This window comes from uncultured Sneathiella sp., from assembly GCF_963976355.1.
In the GTDB taxonomy this organism is placed as follows: Bacteria; Pseudomonadota; Alphaproteobacteria; order Sneathiellales; family Sneathiellaceae; genus Sneathiella.
Genome location: NZ_CAXBKA010000010.1, coordinates 63,338 through 81,702 on the forward strand (window position 1 = coordinate 63,338; position 18,365 = coordinate 81,702).

The following is an 18,365-nucleotide window of genomic DNA, read 5'->3' on the forward strand; positions in this document are numbered from 1 at the left end:
GATCCGGTCGCCTCGTCACTTGAATTAGAGAAGCATAATGCCTTATATGGTCATCTTTATCATGATCTGTCTGCTGGGGGTTCTCGCGACCTGTGCGATGTAGTTTCGTCATAAAAGGATTGTTGTTTGCAGGCATGGCATTCCTGGTTGCCTGCCAACCGCTGCAACGACCCTTCCAGCCGGAGGTCAAGACGTCATGGCGGGCGGCGCCCGGTCCGCGCACTGCCCTTTACGTGGAACCTGTCACAGGAGGTCCACCTGAGCTTGAAAATGCGGTTGCCGCTAAATTGCAGGACCTTGGCATCGCCGCCTTCGGAGGACAAGCTGCACCAAATCGCTACTATGTACGCGGCGAGATACTCGAAGATACAAACGGACGATTTCTGAACTGGACGATCTTCGACCCACAAAATCGCGACACAGGCCTTTTTGCACTCGAAAAACTGCCGACGGCAATTGAAACGTCGGCCCTTCCGCCGCAGGAGTTGGAAAAACTGGTCCTCAACTCAGCCAGTCATATTGACCAACTTCTCGGAGGGGACGGTGTTAATTTTGCGGCCCTCGACAAGCCGGTGATTTTCGTCCCGATCGTAGAAGGAGCGCCGGGAGACGGATCGGAAAGTCTCGCGGCGGCCATACAGGACAGGCTGGCGCGGCTAGGGCTGGAAGTACTACCGACTGAAGCCGGTGCGAACTTCATTGTCCGCGGCCAAGCGGAGATTACGCCACCCAAATTCGAAACACAGGTCATAGAGCTGACCTGGAGTTTGGAACGGCGCAATGGGGAGCAAGTCGGGCAAGTCAAACAGCGCAATAGAATCAGGGCTGGCTCCCTCAATGGGGCCTGGGGCGATACGGCGGTATTGGCAGCCCAGGGCGGAGCGGACGGGATCTATAATCTGCTTCGGAAAAGCGAGCCGGAATATTTCAAGTCGAAATCCTGATCTATTTGCATCTCTCTACCAAAAATTTACGAAATTCCCCTAAAAAATGGCGTTTAAAGCGTTTACAGGGCTTATTCGCCTTGGTAAGTTCCGCCCGCCGACGCCAACTCGTTCATTTGTGCGCGGGGGGCAATGTGTTTTTTGACAGGAAAAAGCCCTCAACTGACTAAAGGATCGTTCCAATGAAAGTGCTTTCGGGAAATGGCAATCGACCGTTGGCTGAAGCCATCACAAGCTATCTCAAACTTCCTCTGACCGATGCGGACGTCCGGCGTTTCTCAGACATGGAAGTTTTCGTTGAAATTCATGAGAATGTCCGCGGCGAAGATGTTTTCGTTGTACAGCCCACTTCTTTCCCGGCAAACGACCATCTGATGGAATTGCTGGTATGCATCGATGCGCTGAAACGGGCCTCTGCCTCACGAATCACGGCAGTCCTACCCTATTTCGGATATGCGCGGCAGGATAGAAAGCCGGGACCGAGAACGCCCATATCGGCAAAATTGGTCGCCAACCTGATCACCACCGCAGGCGCGGACCGGGTCCTGACCATGGACCTTCATGCAGGTCAAATTCAGGGCTTTTTCGATATTCCGACAGATAACCTCTTTTCTGCCCCCGTCATTGTCCCGGATATCGAGAAGCATTATGGCAAGGGTGGCGATATTACAATCGTGTCACCGGACGTCGGTGGTGTGGTCCGCGCCCGGGCCTATGCCAAAAGGCTTGACGCCGACCTCGCAATCGTGGATAAGCGCCGTGAAAAAGCGGGTGTTTCCGAAGTCATGAATATTATCGGGGATGTCAAGAACCAGCATTGTATCCTGGTTGACGATATCGTTGATAGCGCGGGCACCCTCTGTAACGCCGCCGCCGCCCTGATGGAGAAGGGCGCGAAAAGCGTTGCCGGTTATGTTACCCACGGTGTTTTGTCAGGTGGCGCTATCGCGCGGATCAATGCATCCGCGCTGGATGAAATGGTCACGACGGACAGCATCATGGCAACGGAGGCGTTTCGCGCTTCTGAAAAGATGCGACAGATTTCCGTCGCCCCGCTGATCGGTGAGGCGATGTACAGAATTTCGAAGGAAACCTCGGTTTCCAGCCTGTTCGACTAACCGATCAGGCAATTCACGGCATGGGCACCCCTGGAGGCACATGTCTTTCTGACACCGGGTACGTCCCGGTGTTGCTCGTTAAGTAGGAGAAAATACAATGAGCGAAAATGCAGTTTTGATTGCAGAAACGCGTGACCGGGTCGGAAAGGGGACCTCCCGGGCATTGCGTCGTGACGGCCGGACACCGGCAGTCATCTATGGAGACAAAAAAGACCCTATTTCCATTTCCCTGGAAACCAAGGAATTGGTGAAATCCATCAACCACGGTGGTTTCCTGTCCACCGTCTTCACGGTGCAGGTTGGCTCCAGCAAGCATAATGTCCTCCCGCGTGACATGCAGCTTCACCCGATCAATGACACGCCGATGCATGTTGATTTTCTGCGGGTTTCTGCGAAATCCCAGATCGCAGTCATGGTCGCCGTCCGCTTCCTCAACGAAGAGGACTGCGTCGGCCTCAAACGCGGTGGTGTTCTTAACGTGGTTCGCTATGAAATCGAAATGACGGTTCCGGCAGGCAACATTCCGGAAGCCATCGAGATTGATCTGCTGAATTATGACATCGGTGATAGTGTCCATATTTCCGAAGTGACCCTGCCTGAAGGCGCGCAGCCGACAATCTCGGACCGTGACTTCACGATTGCAACCATCGCGGCACCGACCATCGAACCGGATCCGGAAGATGAAGAAGCGGTAGAAGACGAGGATGCAGTCGAAGCGGAAGAAGGTTCTGAAGAATCAGAGGCCGAAGAAGCCGAAGAAGAATAATTCAGGATTGAATGATGATTTTGCTGGTTGGCCTCGGTAATCCTGGTAAGGGATATGCCGACAACCGGCATAATTTTGGATATATGGCGGTGGATGAAATCATCCGCCGCCACTCCTTTATGCCGGAACGGGTTCGATTTCAGGGATTGGCCGCCGAGGGGAATATTGGCGGAACAAAAGCTCTTGCCCTGAAACCTACAACCTATATGAACTTGTCTGGCCAATCGGTCGGAGAAGCCGTTCGGTTCTACAAGATCCCGCTCGAGAATATCATCGTTTTGCATGATGAGCTGGATCTGCCGTTGGGTAAAATCCGTGTCAAAACCGGTGGCGGCCATGGCGGCAACAACGGCTTGCGGTCCATTATCGGACATCTTGGCGAGAACTTCTGCCGAATTCGCCTGGGCATCGGACATCCGGGAGAGAAACATCTGGTGACCGGACATGTGCTCAGCAATTTTTCCAAAGCGGAGCAAGCAACCGTTGAGGCCGCAACGGAGAGCATCGCGCGGCATATCGGGCTGTTGATTGACGGAGATGCACCAGGCTTCATGAACAAGCTCGCGCTGGATATTGCCCCGCACAAGAGCAAAGACGCAGATACAACAAAAGGAAACTGAGTATGGGGTTCAAATGCGGCATCGTTGGTCTGCCAAATGTGGGCAAATCGACATTGTTCAATGCCTTGACGCAAACGGCGCAGGCAGCAGCCGAAAATTACCCTTTCTGCACGATTGAACCGAACCTCGGTCAGGTTCCGGTCCCCGACGAACGGCTGGCGAAACTGGCCGCCCTCGCCAAATCCAAGGAAATCATTCCCACACAGCTGACATTTGTGGATATTGCCGGCCTCGTTCGCGGTGCCGCAAGTGGAGAGGGGCTTGGCAACAAGTTTCTTGCCCATATCCGGGAAGTAGACGCCATTATCCAGGTTGTCCGCTGTTTTGAGGATGATGACATTACCCATGTGGACGGCAAGATCGATCCTCTCTCGGATATCGAAACCATCGAAACCGAGTTGATGCTGGCGGACCTTGAGAGTCTTGAAAAGCGTACTGAAGCGCTGGTCAAGAAGATCCGTGGCGGAGACAAGGAAGCCAAGAAGCAGTTAGAACTGATCGATCGTGCACTTGCCGTTCTTCGTGACGGCAAACCGGCCCGGCTTGTACCGCTCGCTGATGATGAAGTAAGAACGTTCCGTAACCTGCAACTCCTGACCCAGAAGCCGGTTCTCTATGTCTGCAATGTGGATGAGGAAAGCGCAGCCTCAGGCAACGCATTCTCGGCAAAAGTTGCCGAAAAGGCAGCTGCGGAGAATGCTGGTAGCGTTGTCATCTCGGCGGCAATTGAAGCGGAGGTCGCTCAACTCGATACCGAGGAACGGGCAGAATTTCTGGAAGAGCTGGGCCTTGAGGAAACCGGGCTCAGCCGCATCATTCGTGCTGGATATGATTTACTCAACCTCATCACTTATTTCACCGTCGGCCCGAAGGAATGCCGTGCATGGACCGTCAATAAAGGAACCAAGGCCCCGCAGGCCGCCGGTGTTATTCACACGGATTTCGAAAAAGGCTTTATTCGTGCCGAGACTATCGCCTATTCTGCTTATGTGGCGCAGGGTGGAGAGAATGGCGCAAAAGAAGCTGGCCTCATGCGTCTTGAGGGGAAGGAGTATATTGTCGCAGATGGTGACGTTTTACATTTCAGGTTTGCCAACTAGATGCGCATAACATTGACCTTGAAAAAGCAATAAATGCATCCATGATCGCGATAAGATCAGAAGGTAAAAAAGAGCATGAAATACTGGGAAGATTTTAACGTCGGCTGGACGCTGGAATTCGGTAGTTACGAAGTGACGGAAGAGGAAGTGATCGAATTCGCCACGGCATTCGACCCTCAGCCCTTTCACATCGACAAAGAGGCCGCAAAAGATCACTATTTCGGCGGCATTATTGCCAGCGGATGGCATACCGGCGCAATGTGTATGCGGATGATGGTTGACGGCTACATTCATGACTCGGCCTCAATGGGATCTCCGGGGATTGACCAGCTTCGCTGGAAACAGCCGGTCCGGCCAGGGGAAATCCTTCATGTAAAAGCGGAAGTGCTGGACCGCAGCCTTCCCAAAAGCAGGCCAAAGCTTGGCTTTGTCAAATTTTCCCATACAGTCTTCAATCAGGACAATGAAGTAAAGCTGACGATGATTTCCAACGGAATGTTCATGCGCAAACCTTCCAAAGACGGATCGGAGGGCGGCATATGAGCGCGATTTATTTCGAGGATATTTCCGTTGGTGACAAGACAACGTCAAAAAGCATCAGCGTAACGAAAGAAGAGATTATCGAATTCGCCCGCAAATACGATCCGCAACCTTTTCATATCGATGAGGAAGCGGCAAAGAAGAGCATTTATGGCGGTCTGATTGCTTCCGGTTGGCATACGACAGCCTTATTGATGCGATTGCTGGTCGATAACATGACAAACATGCGTGCCGGTCTCGGGTCTCCGGGCTGTGATGAGCTGCGTTGGCGGCTTCCTGTACGTCCCGGCGATTCCCTGCGATATGAATCAACAGTGATTGAGACCCGTAAATCCGCATCGCGCCCTGATATGGGCATCATCCGGGGAGATGTGAAACTCTATAACCAGAATGACGAGATCGTTCTCACGTTGAAATCCACCGGCATGATCAAGACCCGGCCGGTATAAGCCCTGCCCTATTCGCCTTCCCATGGATTTTTAACTTAGGCTTGGCGGCTTAACATTATATAGTTTGTCTAGGTTCCATCCGATATCTGTTTATTCGAGGGAAAGCGATATGGATTTATTCTTGTCTGGCTTTGCGATATTCGTCATCGTTCTCGTGCTTCTGGCGATCGTCATTGTCTTTATGGGCGTTACGATCGTGCCGCAGGGGTTCCAGTTCACCATCGAACGTTTCGGCAGATATACCCGCAGCCTGCAACCCGGGCTCGGCCTGATCATCCCCTTTATCGACCGCGTCGGCGGGAAGATAAACATGATGGAGCAGGTTCTGGATATTCCGACGCAGGAAGTCATCTCACGAGACAACGCCATGGTGCAGGTGGATGGGGTTCTGTTCTTTCAGGTGCTGGATGCCGCGAAGTCAGCCTATGAGGTGCGTGATCTTGAACGTGCCATTCAAAATCTTGCCCAGACAAACCTGAGAACGGTTCTTGGCTCAATGGATCTGGATGAAGCGCTCAGTCAGCGCGATGCGATCAATATCCGACTGCTCAATGTCATTGATCAGGCGTCTACACCCTGGGGCATCAAGGTCACCCGGGTCGAGATCAAGGACATCACCCCGCCGATCGATCTGGTTGAAGCCATGGGACGGCAAATGAAGGCCGAACGGTTGAAACGCGCCGTCATTCTGGAAGCAGAGGGCGTTCGGCAGTCGGAAATCCTGAAGGCAGAGGGAGAGAAGAGAGCCGCTATCCTGGAGGCAGAGGGACGACGGGAAGCCGCCTTTCGGGATGCCGAAGCGCGTGAGCGTCTCGCCGAAGCCGAAGCCAAGGCGACACATGACGTTTCCGAAGCCATTGCCGCAGGCGATATTCAGTCAATCAACTATTTCGTCGCGCAGAAATATACCGAAGCCATGAAGGAAATCGGCATGGCCCGCAACTCCAAGGTCGTCCTGCTGCCGATGGAAGCAAGCTCTCTCATAGGCTCGCTTGGCGGCATCGGCGCAATTGCCAAGGAAGTCTTCGGTAAAGACAGTGACAGCCCGTCGCGACGCAGCAGCGGCTCTGTCCCGACAGTCGAGTAACGCCATGCTTGATCCGATCATTACATGGCTTGCAAGCCTTGATTTCTGGTCCTGGTGGATACTGGGTTTGGCCCTCATAATTCTCGAAGTCTTTGCCCCCAGCACCTTCTTCCTATGGCTTGGTATCGCTGCAGGTATTGTCGGGATTGTCGCCTGGATATTTCCCGGCATGGCGTGGGAATATGAATGGATTCTTTTTGCCGTCATTGCCATTGCAAGCATTGTGCTGTCTCGTCTGTTCCTCAAAAAACATCCGGGCGTTGAGGACAATACCAAACTCAACCAGCGTGGCGCCCAGTATATCGGCCGTCAGTTTACACTGACGGAAGCAATCCGGAACGGCCGGGGGAAAATTCATGTTGATGACACCCAATGGAGCGTCGAAGGACCCGACACCGATTTGAACGAGGTTGTCCGGGTAACGGGTGTTGACGGCACGCTCCTTATCGTAGAGCCTGCCAAAAAAGAATAAAGGAGAGTATGTCATGGGAGAAATGATTACCTTAACGGCGGCAGATGGTCATGAATTCGCCGCTTACAAAGTCGCGTCGAACGAGGCGCCGAAAGGTTGCGTTGTGATCGTGCAGGAGATTTTCGGCGTCAACTCGCATATCAAGGATGTGTGCGATGGCTACGCCAAGGCCGGCTATAATGCCATTGCTCCAGCCCTCTATGATCGCATCAGCCCCGATATTGAGCTCGACTATACACCCAAAGATGTGGAACAGGGCCTTCAGTATAAAAACCAGGTCTCGGACGAAACAGCGTTAAAAGACATTGATGCCGCGGCAAATGAGATCGACGCCTCCGGAAACGCCGCTGTTATCGGCTATTGCTGGGGTGGCACCCTCGCCTATCTCTCTGCCTGTCGCCTGACTTCCATTGGCAAAGCGGTTGGATATTACGGTGGGCAGGTCGCAAAGAATATTGCGGAGGCACCAAAAGTTCCTGTCATGCTGCATTTCGGCGACAAGGATGCCTCCATCCCGATGTCAGCGGTTGAAGAAGTCAAGACGGCCCGGCCAGATATCCCGGTTTTTGTCTATTCGGCAGGGCATGGCTTTAACTGCGATCAACGGGGGAGCTACGACGCGGAGGCAGCAAAACTCGCGCTTGAGCGCACGTTGGAATTTATCAGCTAGCCGGCCGGTCGGTGAATTCAAGCAGAAGACCGTTGGCATCAGAAGGATTTACCCTGAGTGTTCCGGTCGCAATTTTCTGTGTCCTTACGCCGTTCCGGTTCAGGGTGTTCTCCGCTTCCTGGAGGCTATCTACGACAATCGTCATGGCAATCAGATAGGGCAACGCCGGCATCTCATCCGATATGGTCAGGCCCGGAAACAGCAGGTCGATATCCCTGTCATTCACGAATATGATACTGCCCTTGCCGAACCGAACAGTCAGGGTGTTGTCGGTCAGAGTCACATTGATGGATCCGCAAAGGCGCCGGTAATACTCCGCAAGCGACTCCGGATCCTCGACGACAACGACAATGGAGTTTATATATTTTGCGCCGTTCTCATGGCTTAACCAGTTCTTTTCCTGGCGCACCAGTTCCGGCGTCATATGATGACAGATAAACAGGTTTTTCGTCGACAACCCGGCTGAGGACGTAAGCCGGATCAGCTTGAATTCGGGTAGCACATCGCCTTCAGGCAGCTCAAGCTTCCGTTTCAGGGGGAGAATATCTGACGGCTCCAGCCCGGCTTCCTTTAGGGATTTTTGTGTTGCCTCTGGCGCATCGCTTGCGAGCGCCAGACCGAGAAGCCCCTCGCCCCTTTCCGCGAGCGCGGTATCAAGACCATTCGTTTCAAGAGACGGGTCAACAATGCCGAGAATCTCGATATAGTCCTCATCAAACATGATGCAATAGTTGGCTGTTCCCCAACCGATATGGGAACCCCGGGGCGTCAGAGTGAAGCCAAGCTTTTCATATTGGGATCGCGCTTCTTCCAGATCCTCTACCCCGATCAACGCATGATCAATACCTTTCAGATTATGCAGCATCCCTCACTCCGAATATTAATTTCATCTCAGGCCGTACGCCGAACGAACGCCGTCAGCATCCCCGCGCCAATCAGGAAACTTCCGCCAATTCGGTTTACTATTTTCAGACTTTTCGGGTTTTTAAACCGTTCCCGCAATTTTCCCGCCAGAATGGCCCAGATAGCAACATTCAACGCCGCCAGTACAAGAAAGGTTGCTTCCAGAATAATAAACTGTCCCAGCACCGGTTCATTCACATTCACAAATTGCGGGACAAAGGCCACAAAGAAAACAATGCTCTTTGGGTTAAGCGCCGTCACGACATAAGAGGCCCTGAACATGGACATACCGCTTTGTCGGCCCGCCGCGCGAACCGAGCCCATTCTATCATCAGAGCGCCACAGCTTTATGCCGAGCCATATCAGGTATAACGCCCCGGCAATTTTAAGCGCCGTGAACAGCGTGGCGGACGTCGCCAGGACGGCCCCTGCCCCCAGCAAGGAGGCAGTCATCGCTGTGAAATCACCCAAGGTGACGCCCGGGACAGTCGCCCATGCCGTGCTGCGCCCCTGCCCAAGGGCGTAGCTGATGACAATCATGACCGTTGGGCCAGGAATTGCCAAAAGCGCCGCACTGGCAATAAAAAATGAAATCCAGAGTTCCAACGACATTGTCTTTGCCTTTCTAACTTATGACACCTCCAAAAAGACATATCGTCCGACAAATGACAACAGTCTTTTTGCCAGCCATAAGGGCAGACTAATCCCCTTCAAACTCGCACAGGGTTCGGACATTAACGCCCATATCCGCAACCCGCTTTGCCCCACCAATATCCGGCAGATCAATCACGAAGGCGGCGCCGATGACCGTTCCTCCCGCCCGGCGTATCAGATTGATTGCGGCGGCGGCGGTACCGCCCGTTGCAATCAGATCATCCACAAGCAGGATATTCTCGCCTTCCTTTATGGCGTCGTGGTGAATTTCCACAGTATCGGTACCGTATTCGAGTTCATATTCCTCGCCAATGATCGCGGCCGGCAGCTTGCCTTTCTTGCGTACGGGGATAAAGCCGACACTGAGCTGATGGGCGACGGCTCCGCCGAGAACAAACCCGCGTGCCTCAATACCCGCGACTTTGTCAATTCTCACCCCGGCATAAGGCCAGACCAGCTGGTCGACCACCTGGCGAAATCCACCTGCGTCCTGCCAGAGCGTCGTTATGTCGCGAAACATGATCCCCTTCTTGGGGTAATCCGGAATGGTCCGGATGATAGATTTTATGTCCATGATCTCCTCAGCTTATAGAACGCGTCCGGCAACGGCATCGAGTTTCCGGATCAAGTCAGGATTGCGGGCCTCAGGCGCCGTTATCAGGGCATTGTCCAAAGCATGGTGGCACCCGGCAGAACATGCTCCCTCGCGCGACATCAATGACGGCACTACGGTTTTCACAAGGCCACGGGCGTTGTCCGCATTTTTCATCAAGACCTCTATGATAGCGGATACCTCGACCGCATCATGATCGGGATGCCAGCAATCATAATCCGTCACCATGGCCACTGTCGCATAGCAAATCTCCGCTTCCCGGGCGAGCTTGGCTTCCGGCATGTTGGTCATGCCGATTACTTGGCATCCCCAACTCCGGTATAGACGGGATTCCGCTAAAGTAGAGAACTGCGGTCCTTCCATTGCGAGGTACGTCCCGCCCCTGCGCACTTTTATCTCGCTATCACGCGCCGCCTTCTCCAAGGCATCTCCCAGACGGGAACAGACCGGATGTGCCATACTGACATGACCTACAAGGCCCGGACCAAAAAAGCTTTTCTCCCTGTCGATCGTTCGGTCAATGAATTGATCAACAATCACGAACGTTCCTGGCGCAAGCTCTTCTTCAAACGATCCGCAGGCACTTAACGAAATAATTTCCGTTACGCCCGCGCGTTTCAGAGCATCTATGTTGGCACGATAATTAACCGCCGCCGGAGGAATACGATGTCCGCGCCCATGGCGTGGAAGAAAGACCATCTGGATCCCATCCAATATCCCGAAAAGCAACTGGTCCGATGGCTCTCCAAAAGGGCTTCCAATGGTTTCCCAATATGTATCGACAAGCCCGTCCAGCTCGTAAACACCACTCCCCCCAATGATGCCGATGACGGGTTTGCCTTTTAATGACTCCATTTTGCCCTCCGTGTCTGCTGGCAAGCACTTAGCCCTGAAACTGATCTCATACCATAAAAAAGGGCGCCGAAATCAGCGCCCTTTTATGACTGAAGATCAAATTGCTCAGTGCAGGTCCGACCATACCTTGCGTTTCACTGCGTAGAAGACAGCCGCCAGGATCAACAGGAACAGGATCACTTTAAGACCTATGCTCTTACGCTGTTCCATCTTTGGCTCCGCCGCCCAGGTCAGGAATACCGTAACGTCTTTCGCCATTTGATCGACAGTTGCCGGTGTCCCATCCGAATATTCAATACCGTCTTCCGTTAGCGGAGGAGGCATTGCAATCTTATGTCCAGGGAAGTAAGCATTATAGTTCATGCCCGCAGGAAGCGTGACATCGGAAGGCGCCTCTTCATATCCTGTCAGGAGCGAGTACAAGTAATTATCGCCATCTGGACGTGCTTTGCTCATCAATGACAAATCCGGCGGGTAAGCGCCACCATTGGATGCGCGCGCGGCCTGCTCATTCGGAAATGGTGCCGGAAATTTGTCTGAAGGCTTGCCCGGCCGATCAAACATATCACCGGCATCATCAGGTCCGTCAACGAACTCGTATTCCGCAGCCAGTGCTTTTACTTCATCTTCACTGAACCCGAGATCCTGAAGAGTACGAAAGGCAACCAGTCCCAAACCGTGACAGCCTGCGCACACCTCGCGGTAAACCTGCAATCCACGCTGAGCCGACGCACGATCATAAGTTCCGAAAAGTCCGCCATGCTTCCAGTTCATGGATTTGAGCTCAACCGCCTCTCCGGCAGCATTAGCCGAGCCAAAAGATGCCAATGAAACCAGAGCAGCAATGCCGAGGGAGGTCAGTAATTTACGCATTGGCCGCCTCCTTCTCTGCGGGCTTCTTGGAGAGGACATCCTCCGAAATACTAGCGGGTAACGGTTTGGGCTTTTCGAACAATCCCACCAATGGCAACAGGATCAGGATATGTACGAAGTAATAGATGGTTGCGATACGGCCCCAGATGATATAGGAGCCCTCTGCCGGTTTGCCGCCGATATAGGTCAGCAAAATACAGTTTGCAACGAACACCCAGAACAGCTGCTTGTAGATAGGACGGAAGCGGGCAGACCGGATCCGGCTCTTGTCAAGCCACGGCAGGGCAAACAGCACGGCGATCGCGCCAAACATCAGCAGAACGCCACCGAGCTTGTCCGGTACCGCCCGCAGGATCGCGTAGAAGGGCAGGAAATACCATTCTGGAACGATATGTGCCGGGGTCACCAGCGGATTTGCCGGGATATAGTTGTCCGGATGCCCCAGATAATTCGGTGCATAGAACAGAAACGCCGAGAAGAAAATCAGGAAAATCGCCAGGCCGAACAGATCCTTCACCGTATAGTACGGATGGAAAGGAATGCTGTCCTGCTTGCCCTTCAATTCAACGCCTGTCGGATTGTTGGAACCATTGGTGTGCAAGGCCCAGATATGAAGGATAACGATACCGACAATCACGAACGGCAACAGATAATGCAGGCTGAAGAACCGGTTGAGCGTCGGGTTATCGACGGCAAAACCACCCCACAGCCAAGTCACAATGCTGTCACCGACCAGCGGAATAGCACCGAACAGGTTAGTAATAACTGTCGCACCCCAGAAGCTCATCTGTCCCCAGGGAAGCACGTAGCCCATGAAGGCGGTTGCCATCATCAGCAGGAAAATTACCAGTCCAAGCCACCAGAGGAGTTCCCGCGGAGCCTTGTAGGAGCCGTAATAGAGGCCCCGGAAAATATGGAGATAAACCACAATGAAGAACATTGAAGCGCCATTTGCATGCATATACCGCAGCAGCCAGCCATAGTTCACGTCCCGCATAATATGCTCGACGCTGGTGAAAGCCATATCGACATGCGGTGTGTAATGCATTGCAAGCACAATGCCGGTGACAATCTGCACGACCAGCATCACGCCGGCCAGAGAGCCAAAGGTCCACCAGTAGCTCAGATTCTTGGGCGTCGGGTATTCATACAGGGCATGATGCAGCATCCCCGTGATCGGCAGACGATCCTCTACCCATTTGACGGCAGGATTTTTTGGTTGAAAAGACATCTTGGGGCCCCCTACCCGATCTTGATGTTATTATCGTCGAGGAACTCGTAAGGCGGAATGACCAGATTCGCTGGTGCCGGCCCCTTACGGATACGTCCGGAGGTATCATAATGAGACCCGTGGCAAGGACAGAACCACCCGCCATAATCCCCCTGCCCCTTAAGCGGGACACAGCCAAGATGTGTGCAGATACCGACCATGATCAGCCATTCCGGCTTGATCACCCGATCCGCATCCGGAACGGGATCCGGCAAATCGGCCAAATCCACATCTTCGGCTCTGGCAATATCCTCTTCTGTCCGATGCCTTACAAAGACCGGCTTGCCTTGCCACACGACAGTGACTTCAGACCCGGTTTCAATGCCTTCCAAATCCACTTCCGTGGTTGAAAGCGCAAGAACATCCGCAGACGGATTCATTTGAGAAACAAACGGCCAGATAGCCGCCGCCGTACCAACGGCCCCAAGGCCGCCAGCCGCAATATATAGAAAATCACGACGCTTTACGCCGTCTTCTTCTACAGGGGTGGTTGTCGTCATTTACTTTCCCCGAAACCTAATTAAATAAATCTACCGCGACCGCTTTTTGTCATCATAATGCCGTCATGTCCAGTCCGAACGTGTCATATGCGACAATAAAGCGCGGATTTTTCTCTGTATTTGTTACAATACTCCCAGTACAACGGCAAGATGCGACTTGCACTTTACCAACCAGATATTGCCCCCAATGTGGGAACGATGCTGCGCCTTGGCGCCTGCCTTGGCGTTCCGGTGGACATTATCGAGCCATGTGGCTTTCCTTTTGGTGCGCGCGACCTGAAAAGAGCCGTAATGGATTATGCGGAGGCAGCCAATGTGACGCGCCATGTGTCGTGGCAGGAATTCAACAGAAATCGCCCTGCCGGCCGCCTCATACTACTGACGACGAGTGCAGAAACGACCTATACGGATTTTACTTTTCAAGAATCGGATACTCTGCTGCTGGGCCGGGAAAGCGCTGGCGTACCGGCGACTGTCCATAGTACGGCTGACCACCGCCTTTGCATCCCCATGGCGCCAAACATGCGATCCATCAACGTCGCATTGTCCGCCGCTATGGTCCTTGGTGAGGCCCTGCGTCAAACAGGCCATTTTTCAACCCCTTACCCTTCTGTTGAGTCGACGGAGCGAGCATGACAAGCGAGAAAACTGAATCACAAAAATCACGGGCGGCGGAGTGGTTTCGAGAGCTGAGAAACCAGATTCGGGACAGCTTTGAAGCTCTTGAACGTGAACTGACAGGCACTTACAGCGATCGTGAACCGGGCCGGTTCGAAGTAACCCATTGGGACCGTCCCGGCGGCGGCAAGGGTGAAATGTCCGTCATGAAGGGGCGGGTTTTCGAAAAAGTCGGGGTCAATTTCTCGACGGTCCATGGCGAATTTTCAGAAGAATTCCGCAACTCCATTCCAGGTACAGAGAAGTCCGGAGAATTCTGGGCAAGCGGCATATCGCTCGTTGCACATATGCAATCCCCCCTCGTCCCTGCTGTTCATATGAATACGCGGCACATTGTCACCGGCGAAAACTGGTTTGGTGGCGGCGCAGACCTGACCCCCATGTATCCGGATGAGAATGACACACAGGATTTCCACGCGGCGATGAAGGCCGCCTGCGATCCGCATGATCCGGATTACTACCCACGGTTCAAGAAATGGTGCGATGAATATTTCTTCCTGCCCCACCGAAACGAGCCGCGGGGCGTCGGCGGAATATTCTATGACCGGCTGGAGACCGAGTGGGAGAAGGATTTTGCCTTTACACAGGATGTCGGAAAAGCCTTTCGCGATATCTATCCTGAAATTGTCCGGCGGCATATGAATAAGGAATGGACGGCGGCGCAACGTGAGCACCAGCTGGTGCGACGGGGTCGTTACGCAGAGTTCAACCTGCTTTATGACAGAGGGACAACCTTCGGCCTCAAAACCGGCGGAAAAACGGAAGCTATCCTGATGTCCCTGCCCCCAGAGGCGAAATGGCCCTGATTTCCGCGAAAAGCCTGATTTTCATACCATGCTGTGATGCTGCGCACACCTCTTTCTCTTGGGAATAGCGGTGTGCCAATGTAATATTGAGAGGTAATCGTGACTTCAATAGGGGATTGGAACGATGGTCAGATATAGATATAGCATCTTGGTTTTGATAGCGAGCAGCTTACGGGGCCTGCGGGAAATGCTCATCACTCCTGCGACCACCACGAAACCCTGCCACGGATGCGACTGCTACTAAGGTAAAAGCCGCGTTACCTCCCGACGTGCACTAAATACAGACGTGTCCCGGGCGTTTATGCGCCGCGTACAAAAAGGCATGAAACCAATCGGTTCCATGCCTTTTTGGTGCTTGTTAGCTTTATATCAGTTTGCCTGACGACGGAGAAAGGCTGGAATGTCCAGCAAATCCTCATCTTCCTGCTTCTGGTCAATCTTGACGGAGGAAACCGGTTCTTTCCGGGGCGGTTGAGGCGCCTGTGTTGCTGCAGAAGGCGTTGCCGGGCGACTCGTCGTCGGTTCCCGCCGGACAGGAGCCGAGGTCTCTTCCTTGGAGGACTCCTTCATGAAGGAACGGCTAACCCCTGTCATGCGTTCAAACAGGCTCGGGCCGCGCTTCTTTGACTTGCCACCAGCCGCATCAGAGAGAACCTGCTGTGCATCCGGATTAACCAGCTTTTCCGGGCTCTTGTCGACTCTGATCGCAGGGGGTGCCGTGAACGGACTGTCCCGACCTTCGAGCTCTGCGGGTTCATGCTCGCTCTCTTCCATTTCTACATCAATGTCAGAAAGCAAATCCCGTTCCCGATCAAACGCCAGATTGCCGCGGATCATGGTATTGTCTGCGGACGTTGATCCCATTTCCATATTCTCGGAGCTCTCCGTCGCATCAGAGCCTTGCGCGACCGGCTGACCGGAAAAGTTACCTCCCGGTACGCTTGCTCCAAAGCCTGACGCAGAAACTGCAGCAGCGGCGGGAACCATAGGCCCTGTCGCCTCACCATATCCTTTTGATCCGGACGAAGCCGCTTTTCCTTCTCCCTTCACGGAGAGAAGAGAGGTAACATTTGGCGAGTTAGCTTTCTGAACTTCCAGGGCATCAATACCTGTCGCGACCACAGATACCCGCATCCGGCCTTCCATCTCGGTGTCAAAAGTCGATCCGACAATGATGTTTGCTTCCGGATCAACCTCGCTGCGGATGCGGTTTGCCGCTTCATCAAGTTCATACAGCGTCAGATCCATACCGCCAGTGATGTTAATAAGCACGCCGCGCGCGCCTTTCATGGACACATCATCCAGAAGCGGATTAGAGATTGCGGCCTCCGCGGCCTCGATAGCGCGATTTTCGCCGCTCGCCTCGCCAGTGCCCATCATGGCCTTACCCATCTCGTTCATGACCGTGTTTACATCGGCAAAGTCAAGATTGATCAGGCCCGGCATAACCATCAGATCGGTTACCCCGCGAACGCCGGAATGAAGCACTTCGTCCGCCATGTTAAAAGCGTCGGCAAAAGTAGTTTTCTCATTCGCAATCCGGAACAAGTTCTGATTCGGAATGATGATCAGCGTATCCACATACTTTTGCAGCTCTTCAATGCCTTCTTCGGCAATGCGCATCCGGTGGTTCCCTTCGAACTGGAAGGGTTTGGTGACAACACCGACTGTCAGAATACCTCGCTCACGGGCGGCGCGTGCAACGACCGGTGCCGCGCCTGTTCCCGTACCACCGCCCATTCCGGCAGTGATAAAACACATATGCACACCGTCAAGATGTCCGATAATTTCCTCAATCGCTTCTTCGGCGGCGCCAGCGCCGATATGCGGCTTGGAGCCTGCACCCAGGCCTTCCGTCAGCTCAGCCCCTAGTTGAATACGCCGCTCGGCCAAACTCTGCTTCAACGCCTGGGCGTCTGTGTTGGCCACGACAAAATCAACCCCCTGAAGTTCAGAGGTAATCATGTTGTTCACCGCATTACCGCCAGCTCCTCCAACGCCCAATACCAGGATTTTTGGTTTCAACTCTGACTGTTCCGGCACTGACAAATTGATACTCACGGTACTCTCCTCCTTGGTTACGCTGACGAACAGCTAATTAATACCAAATATTGTGGTTAATGAAACCCTACTTCTCACTATATTGACAATTTTTATGCATTTTTATGCCTAAAAATTGTCCTTGAACCAGTTCCCAACTCTCAGAAACCGGTTTTTTGGCGGCTTCTCCGCCAACGACATCTTGATCCCCTCGTCAAATCTTTCGCGAATGGCATATGACAGCAGTCCGGCGGCCGTCGTAAAGGCCGGGCCATCCGTTGCATCAGCCAACCCCTTGACACGGATAGGTTTACCCATGCGGACCTGCTTGTCGAGAACGCGGGCTGTAAGCTCCTGTAGACCGGCGAGCTGCGCCGCGCCGCCGCACAGAACGGCCCGGCGCCCGGCAACCTTGTTGAAACCGGATGCAAGCAGGCGGTCATTAACAAGTTCGAGTATTTCTTCGAGCCGCGGCTTGATAATACCAACTAGCATCGAGCGAGGCACATGATTGGCGACATCATGGTCCGCTTCGCCGATCAGAGGGACATCAATAATTTCCTTTTCATCCGCCGGGCTCGCCAGTGCATTGCCATACAGCGTTTTCATACGTTCCGCATTGGCGAGCGTCGTTGAAAGGCCGCGCGCAATGTCATTGCTGACATGACCGCCGCCCACAGGAATGACTTCACTATAAACCATCTCGCCATCATAAAAGACCGCGAAAGATGTCGATCCACCGCCCATGTCGATCACCGTGACTCCAAGATCCATTTCATCCTCAACCAGACAGGCAAGGCCGGAGGCGTAAGGCGCAGCGACCATACCGGCAACACCGAGATGACAGCGTTCCACACAATTTGCGAGGTTTCGCATATGGCTGTTTTGCAAAGAAACCATATGCATACTGATGCCGAGACTTTCGCCATACATGCCGCGTGGATCACGAATGCCCCGCGTCCCGTCGACCGTATAACCCACCGGCAATGCGTGAACCACGGTCCGTCCTTCCGGCTGATAACTCGCGCGAGCCTCCTTCAGCGTGCGTTGCAGGTCCCTCTCTGTAATTTCCTGACCACCGATGGACATTTCCACATCGACAGTCTGTGACGCGGGCTTTCCGGCCGATACCCCAAGATATACTTCACGAACCGTTTCCCCGGCCATACGCTCCGCCGCATCAACAGCGGAACGGATTGCCTCCTCAGCCATTTCCATGTTGGTGATACCGCCAGCGCGCAGCCCCCGACTGACCTGATGCCCAATTCCGGTCACGCGAAGTCGCCCCGCTTCTTCAAGCGCAACAAAACAGCATACTTTTGTCGAGCCGACATCCAGTGCCGCCAAAGGTCCATTACGTCCCGCTGCCATTAACTTTCCAATTGCTCATCTTCTGTCTGTTCATTT

21 protein-coding genes are annotated in these 18,365 nt (G+C 53.5%); 12 read left to right on the forward strand and 9 right to left on the reverse strand.

Going from position 1 to position 18,365, the window contains the following annotated elements:
• Positions 1 to 134: 134 nt before the first annotated feature.
• From AAC599_RS18020 to AAC599_RS18065, 10 genes are all read left to right on the forward strand, one after another.
• Complete coding sequence (locus tag AAC599_RS18020) at positions 135 to 944, forward strand: hypothetical protein (RefSeq protein ID WP_340151797.1); 810 nt, start codon at positions 135 to 137, stop codon at positions 942 to 944.
• A gap of 182 nt (positions 945 to 1,126) precedes the next feature.
• Positions 1,127 to 2,062, forward strand: a complete 936-nt coding sequence (locus tag AAC599_RS18025) for a ribose-phosphate pyrophosphokinase (RefSeq protein ID WP_340151798.1) — start codon at positions 1,127 to 1,129, stop codon at positions 2,060 to 2,062.
• 97 nt (positions 2,063 to 2,159) lie between these two features.
• Positions 2,160 to 2,828, forward strand: a complete 669-nt coding sequence (locus AAC599_RS18030) for a 50S ribosomal protein L25/general stress protein Ctc (RefSeq protein WP_340151799.1) — start codon at positions 2,160 to 2,162, stop codon at positions 2,826 to 2,828.
• An 11-nt stretch (positions 2,829 to 2,839) separates the two neighbouring features.
• The gene (pth, locus tag AAC599_RS18035) at positions 2,840 to 3,448 is read left to right on the forward strand and encodes an aminoacyl-tRNA hydrolase (protein ID WP_340151800.1); all 609 of its coding nucleotides are present in this window, start codon (positions 2,840 to 2,842) and stop codon (positions 3,446 to 3,448) included.
• A gap of 2 nt (positions 3,449 to 3,450) precedes the next feature.
• The gene (gene ychF / locus AAC599_RS18040) at positions 3,451 to 4,548 is read left to right on the forward strand and encodes a redox-regulated ATPase YchF (RefSeq protein WP_340151801.1); all 1,098 of its coding nucleotides are present in this window, start codon (positions 3,451 to 3,453) and stop codon (positions 4,546 to 4,548) included.
• 75 nt (positions 4,549 to 4,623) lie between these two features.
• Complete coding sequence (locus AAC599_RS18045) at positions 4,624 to 5,091, forward strand: MaoC family dehydratase (protein WP_340151802.1); 468 nt, start codon at positions 4,624 to 4,626, stop codon at positions 5,089 to 5,091.
• Positions 5,088 to 5,537 (forward strand): MaoC family dehydratase, encoded by a 450-nt coding sequence (locus AAC599_RS18050; protein WP_340151803.1) that lies wholly within the window; start codon positions 5,088 to 5,090, stop codon positions 5,535 to 5,537. Before AAC599_RS18045 ends, AAC599_RS18050 begins: the two co-directional genes overlap by 4 nt.
• Before the next feature lie 109 nt (positions 5,538 to 5,646).
• Positions 5,647 to 6,624 (forward strand): SPFH domain-containing protein, encoded by a 978-nt coding sequence (locus tag AAC599_RS18055; protein WP_340151804.1) that lies wholly within the window; start codon positions 5,647 to 5,649, stop codon positions 6,622 to 6,624.
• A gap of 4 nt (positions 6,625 to 6,628) precedes the next feature.
• Positions 6,629 to 7,096, forward strand: a complete 468-nt coding sequence (locus tag AAC599_RS18060; RefSeq protein ID WP_293959123.1) for an NfeD family protein — start codon at positions 6,629 to 6,631, stop codon at positions 7,094 to 7,096.
• A 13-nt stretch (positions 7,097 to 7,109) separates the two neighbouring features.
• The gene (locus AAC599_RS18065) at positions 7,110 to 7,766 is read left to right on the forward strand and encodes a dienelactone hydrolase family protein (protein WP_340151805.1); all 657 of its coding nucleotides are present in this window, start codon (positions 7,110 to 7,112) and stop codon (positions 7,764 to 7,766) included.
• On the opposite strand, the gene AAC599_RS18070 is transcribed toward AAC599_RS18065, so the two are convergent.
• From AAC599_RS18070 to petA, 7 genes are all read right to left on the reverse strand, one after another.
• Complete coding sequence (locus tag AAC599_RS18070) at positions 7,759 to 8,631, reverse strand: VOC family protein (RefSeq protein ID WP_340151806.1); 873 nt, start codon at positions 8,629 to 8,631, stop codon at positions 7,759 to 7,761. The genes AAC599_RS18065 and AAC599_RS18070 overlap by 8 nt on opposite strands.
• A gap of 26 nt (positions 8,632 to 8,657) precedes the next feature.
• The gene (locus AAC599_RS18075) at positions 8,658 to 9,281 is read right to left on the reverse strand and encodes a LysE family translocator (protein ID WP_340151807.1); all 624 of its coding nucleotides are present in this window, start codon (positions 9,279 to 9,281) and stop codon (positions 8,658 to 8,660) included.
• 88 nt (positions 9,282 to 9,369) lie between these two features.
• Positions 9,370 to 9,897, reverse strand: a complete 528-nt coding sequence (locus AAC599_RS18080; RefSeq protein WP_340151808.1) for an adenine phosphoribosyltransferase — start codon at positions 9,895 to 9,897, stop codon at positions 9,370 to 9,372.
• Between the two features lie 12 nt (positions 9,898 to 9,909).
• The gene (locus tag AAC599_RS18085; protein WP_340151809.1) at positions 9,910 to 10,791 is read right to left on the reverse strand and encodes an S-methyl-5'-thioadenosine phosphorylase; all 882 of its coding nucleotides are present in this window, start codon (positions 10,789 to 10,791) and stop codon (positions 9,910 to 9,912) included.
• 105 nt (positions 10,792 to 10,896) lie between these two features.
• Positions 10,897 to 11,664 (reverse strand): cytochrome c1, encoded by a 768-nt coding sequence (locus tag AAC599_RS18090; protein ID WP_340151810.1) that lies wholly within the window; start codon positions 11,662 to 11,664, stop codon positions 10,897 to 10,899.
• A complete protein-coding gene (locus tag AAC599_RS18095; protein WP_340151811.1) occupies positions 11,657 to 12,895 on the reverse strand; it encodes a cytochrome b/b6 in 1,239 nt (412 codons plus the stop codon). Before AAC599_RS18095 ends, AAC599_RS18090 begins: the two co-directional genes overlap by 8 nt.
• Before the next feature lie 11 nt (positions 12,896 to 12,906).
• Positions 12,907 to 13,434, reverse strand: a complete 528-nt coding sequence (gene petA, locus AAC599_RS18100; RefSeq protein WP_293963102.1) for a ubiquinol-cytochrome c reductase iron-sulfur subunit — start codon at positions 13,432 to 13,434, stop codon at positions 12,907 to 12,909.
• Between the two features lie 150 nt (positions 13,435 to 13,584).
• Here petA and AAC599_RS18105 point away from each other — a divergent pair, with 150 nt between their 5' ends.
• A complete protein-coding gene (locus AAC599_RS18105; RefSeq protein ID WP_340151812.1) occupies positions 13,585 to 14,070 on the forward strand; it encodes a tRNA (cytidine(34)-2'-O)-methyltransferase in 486 nt (161 codons plus the stop codon).
• Positions 14,067 to 14,918, forward strand: coding sequence for an oxygen-dependent coproporphyrinogen oxidase (gene hemF / locus AAC599_RS18110; RefSeq protein WP_340151813.1), 852 nt, complete (start codon positions 14,067 to 14,069; stop codon positions 14,916 to 14,918). Before AAC599_RS18105 ends, hemF begins: the two co-directional genes overlap by 4 nt.
• A gap of 369 nt (positions 14,919 to 15,287) precedes the next feature.
• Here hemF and ftsZ read toward each other — a convergent pair whose 3' ends face one another.
• Complete coding sequence (ftsZ, locus tag AAC599_RS18115) at positions 15,288 to 16,979, reverse strand: cell division protein FtsZ (protein WP_340151814.1); 1,692 nt, start codon at positions 16,977 to 16,979, stop codon at positions 15,288 to 15,290.
• A 108-nt stretch (positions 16,980 to 17,087) separates the two neighbouring features.
• Positions 17,088 to 18,329 (reverse strand): cell division protein FtsA, encoded by a 1,242-nt coding sequence (ftsA, locus tag AAC599_RS18120; protein WP_340151815.1) that lies wholly within the window; start codon positions 18,327 to 18,329, stop codon positions 17,088 to 17,090.
• Positions 18,330 to 18,365: the final 36 nt, after the last annotated feature.

Bases quoted from the DNA above. Each gene is read 5' to 3' on its own strand.
- ychF (WP_340151801.1), top strand. From the start codon at position 3,451: ATGGGGTTCAAATGCGGCATCGTTGGTCTGCCAAATGTGGGCAAATCG.
- AAC599_RS18045 (WP_340151802.1), top strand. From the start codon at position 4,624: ATGAAATACTGGGAAGATTTTAACGTCGGCTGGACGCTGGAATTCGGT.
- AAC599_RS18070 (WP_340151806.1), bottom strand. From the start codon at position 8,631: ATGCTGCATAATCTGAAAGGTATTGATCATGCGTTGATCGGGGTAGAG.
- AAC599_RS18095 (WP_340151811.1), bottom strand. From the start codon at position 12,895: ATGTCTTTTCAACCAAAAAATCCTGCCGTCAAATGGGTAGAGGATCGT.
- hemF (WP_340151813.1), top strand. From the start codon at position 14,067: ATGACAAGCGAGAAAACTGAATCACAAAAATCACGGGCGGCGGAGTGG.
- AAC599_RS18090 (WP_340151810.1), bottom strand. From the start codon at position 11,664: ATGCGTAAATTACTGACCTCCCTCGGCATTGCTGCTCTGGTTTCATTG.
- AAC599_RS18020 (WP_340151797.1), top strand. From the start codon at position 135: ATGGCATTCCTGGTTGCCTGCCAACCGCTGCAACGACCCTTCCAGCCG.
- AAC599_RS18050 (WP_340151803.1), top strand. From the start codon at position 5,088: ATGAGCGCGATTTATTTCGAGGATATTTCCGTTGGTGACAAGACAACG.
- AAC599_RS18025 (WP_340151798.1), top strand. From the start codon at position 1,127: ATGAAAGTGCTTTCGGGAAATGGCAATCGACCGTTGGCTGAAGCCATC.
- AAC599_RS18065 (WP_340151805.1), top strand. From the start codon at position 7,110: ATGGGAGAAATGATTACCTTAACGGCGGCAGATGGTCATGAATTCGCC.
- AAC599_RS18060 (WP_293959123.1), top strand. From the start codon at position 6,629: ATGCTTGATCCGATCATTACATGGCTTGCAAGCCTTGATTTCTGGTCC.
- ftsA (WP_340151815.1), bottom strand. From the start codon at position 18,329: ATGGCAGCGGGACGTAATGGACCTTTGGCGGCACTGGATGTCGGCTCG.
- AAC599_RS18075 (WP_340151807.1), bottom strand. From the start codon at position 9,281: ATGTCGTTGGAACTCTGGATTTCATTTTTTATTGCCAGTGCGGCGCTT.
- AAC599_RS18085 (WP_340151809.1), bottom strand. From the start codon at position 10,791: ATGGAGTCATTAAAAGGCAAACCCGTCATCGGCATCATTGGGGGGAGT.
- AAC599_RS18080 (WP_340151808.1), bottom strand. From the start codon at position 9,897: ATGGACATAAAATCTATCATCCGGACCATTCCGGATTACCCCAAGAAG.
- petA (WP_293963102.1), bottom strand. From the start codon at position 13,434: ATGACGACAACCACCCCTGTAGAAGAAGACGGCGTAAAGCGTCGTGAT.
- AAC599_RS18030 (WP_340151799.1), top strand. From the start codon at position 2,160: ATGAGCGAAAATGCAGTTTTGATTGCAGAAACGCGTGACCGGGTCGGA.
- AAC599_RS18105 (WP_340151812.1), top strand. From the start codon at position 13,585: ATGCGACTTGCACTTTACCAACCAGATATTGCCCCCAATGTGGGAACG.
- pth (WP_340151800.1), top strand. From the start codon at position 2,840: ATGATGATTTTGCTGGTTGGCCTCGGTAATCCTGGTAAGGGATATGCC.
- AAC599_RS18055 (WP_340151804.1), top strand. From the start codon at position 5,647: ATGGATTTATTCTTGTCTGGCTTTGCGATATTCGTCATCGTTCTCGTG.